Origin of the sequence: Campylobacter concisus, from assembly GCF_902460665.1 — a bacterium.
Classification (GTDB): Bacteria; Campylobacterota; Campylobacteria; order Campylobacterales; family Campylobacteraceae; genus Campylobacter_A; species Campylobacter_A concisus_AL.
Map to the genome: position 1 here is coordinate 1 of NZ_CABPUR010000013.1, position 2,830 is coordinate 2,830.

1 protein-coding gene is annotated in these 2,830 nt (G+C 42.4%); it reads left to right on the forward strand.

Translation table 11 applies throughout. From position 1 onward, the window contains the following. Positions 1-2,830: beta strand repeat-containing protein (locus tag F3G66_RS09525; RefSeq protein ID WP_188115864.1), on the forward strand; the 2,830-nt coding region annotated here is incomplete at both ends.

Below are 2,830 nucleotides of genomic sequence, written 5' to 3' on the forward strand. Positions count from 1 at the left end.
GATAATTACAGATAGCTCTGACTCTAAAGTAACAATAACTCAAACTGATGGTAAAGAAATAACTCTAATAGGTAAAGATACTATAACTCTAGATCAAGACTCTAACAATAACGAAACAGTAGCTGATATCTCAGCTTTACAACAAGCCATCTTAAAAGGAACAGATCTTAATGCTCTAGAAGAAACTGCTGCAGGTGGTCCACAAGCAGGTGGTAATGGTGGAGATGGCGTAAGCTTATCTTCTGCTAGCTTTGCAGAAGGAGGCCACATTAGTAACATCAATGCTAATGTAGGAAGCATAGATGCTTTAGCTCTAGCAGCAGGTGGAGATAATAGCTTTGGTGTAAGTGGTGGAAATGATTTATTAAGAGATACTACACCAACTCCAGAACCTCAACCGCAACCAGAACCTCAACCAGAGCCTCAGCCAGAACCTCAACCAGAGCCTCAGCCTCAGCCTCAACCAAAAGTTACTATAAACATAAGCTCTGCTGGCTCTAACGAAGGCGGAGTTATGACTTACGACCTATCTTTACCTACTGCATTAACGGCTAGACCTACTACGTTAAATTTAAATTTTAGCGGCGGAGTAGCCGGAGTAGATTACGACGCAAACTCTATAGAATACTCTACCGACGGCGGCAATAACTGGATACGCGGTACTATCGTAAATCTTGCCGACGCAAATCAAATCAATAACGTTAAAGTAAGAGTAGTTACGATAGATAACTACGGACACGAGGGCGTAGATATATCTACTAATCCTACGGCCCAAAGCGTTAATCAGAATCAAGGCGAACAAGACGGAAGCAGGTATTCTAATCTAAACGGAGTAGAGTACGGCGTATATAAAAGAAATTTAACCCTAAACGTAACTACCGATAACGACGAGATTATTAACTCTCAAGCTAACGGCAAAATTACCGATAACGACGATTACGTAAATATTAACGAGGGGCTAAGCGAAGCGGTATTTACGGGCGACGGCGACGACACCGTAAATATGAGCGGAGCGTTTAGCGATGTAAGTTCGTATGTTAGCACAGAAGACGGCGATGACGTTATCAACGTGAAATCAGGCTCCGTGTTGAATTACGGAAACGCTCAAATAGATGCCGGCGACGGTAAAGACACGATCAACCTAGACCAAGGCTCAACCGTAGCTGCTAATGAATATGACTCCGGCACTAGAATATACGGCGGATACGGCGACGATACCTTTAATATGAACGGAGAGATCAAGGGCGGAATTGTTCACGGCGACGACGGAAACGATACGTTTAACGTAGGTTCGACAGGAGTTCTTAAGGACGGCGCGACTATTTACGCTAATAAAGACAACGATACTATAAATTTCGGCGGAAGGGCTGAAAACGGAGCGAAAATCGAAGGTAACGAAGGATACGATACTATAAACATCAAATCCGGTGCGGTAGTAGATAATTCATCGGTATACGGCGACGACGAAAATGAAGACTTTATTTTGGACGAAGGTAACGAAATAAATATCGACGGAACGGTTAGAAATAACTCTAACGTATACGGCGGTGCGGGAGTAGATACCGTAAACATAAACGGAAAGGTAGAGAACTCGTCGATGATAAATACTCTCAGTGGCGACGATATCGTAAATATAAATGCTGGAGCGAATATAAGCGAAGACTCATATATATACACGGGTGACGGTAACGATATCGTAAACGTAGACGGTACGGTGAAACATTCCACTATCGATACGCAAGCCGGTACGGGAACGATAAAAGTCAAAGGAAGCATAGAGGGCGGTACCGAAATCGGAACGCATGATGGATCGATAGATATGACGGTAGAAGACGGTGGAAAAATATTAAACTCATGGGTATACGGCGACAATTCGGTAGATAAATTCCATGCCAAAGAGGGATCGACGTTATCTGGCGCTTCCATAAATTTAAAAGACGGAAAAGATGAAGCTACGATAGATACCGATATGACCAACGAAAGTAAATTAATGACGGGCGACGGCGATGATAAAGTAACATTTAAAAAGGGTATAAAAATAACCGATAGCGTCATAGATACGGGTAGTGGAAGCGAAAATATAACGCTAGACGGTATAACGTCCGATAGCTCTAGATTTTTATTTACCGGTACTAAAGATGATGCCGACGATACGGATAACGATAATATAACGATTAAGAATTCTACGTTTAGCAACGACCTCGAAAAAGATAGAGCCGAAAGAGAGAACAGGTCTGATGCGGTCATAGATAGTGAAATAGCTCTAGGCGGCGGTACGGATAAGCTTGATATCGTTGACACGCAAATGAAAGATATAAAGATACAAGGAAACGACGGTCATAAAACCATAACCGTTAGCGGAAATAGTACGCTAACAGACTCCGAGATACGCACTGAAAGATCGGAAAGCGATGTAACGATAAAAAACGGCGCTAAACTAGACGGTACGGAAATTTTGATTGCAAATGCGGGCGGCAAAGACGCAAATTACAATATATCATACGCTACCGTAAATAAAGGAAAATACGAAGGAAGCCTCTACGGTAGCGATAACGTAAATATCATAGGCAAAAAAGACGCAAACGGATTAAACGATGCGTCAAAGAAAAGTATCGTAAGCGATCACGATATAGACATGGGGGGGGGCGGCAGAAACTCCATAACTATAGAAAATGCCGACGTAACGCGCGGAACTATATCGGGCGGTAGCGATGTCGACAACATAAATATCAAGAACGGCGCAACTCTAAACGGAACGAGAATTTTTACCCACGATGGTATCGATAATATTACTATACAAGGAACCGTAAAGGGTTATGCTAATATATTT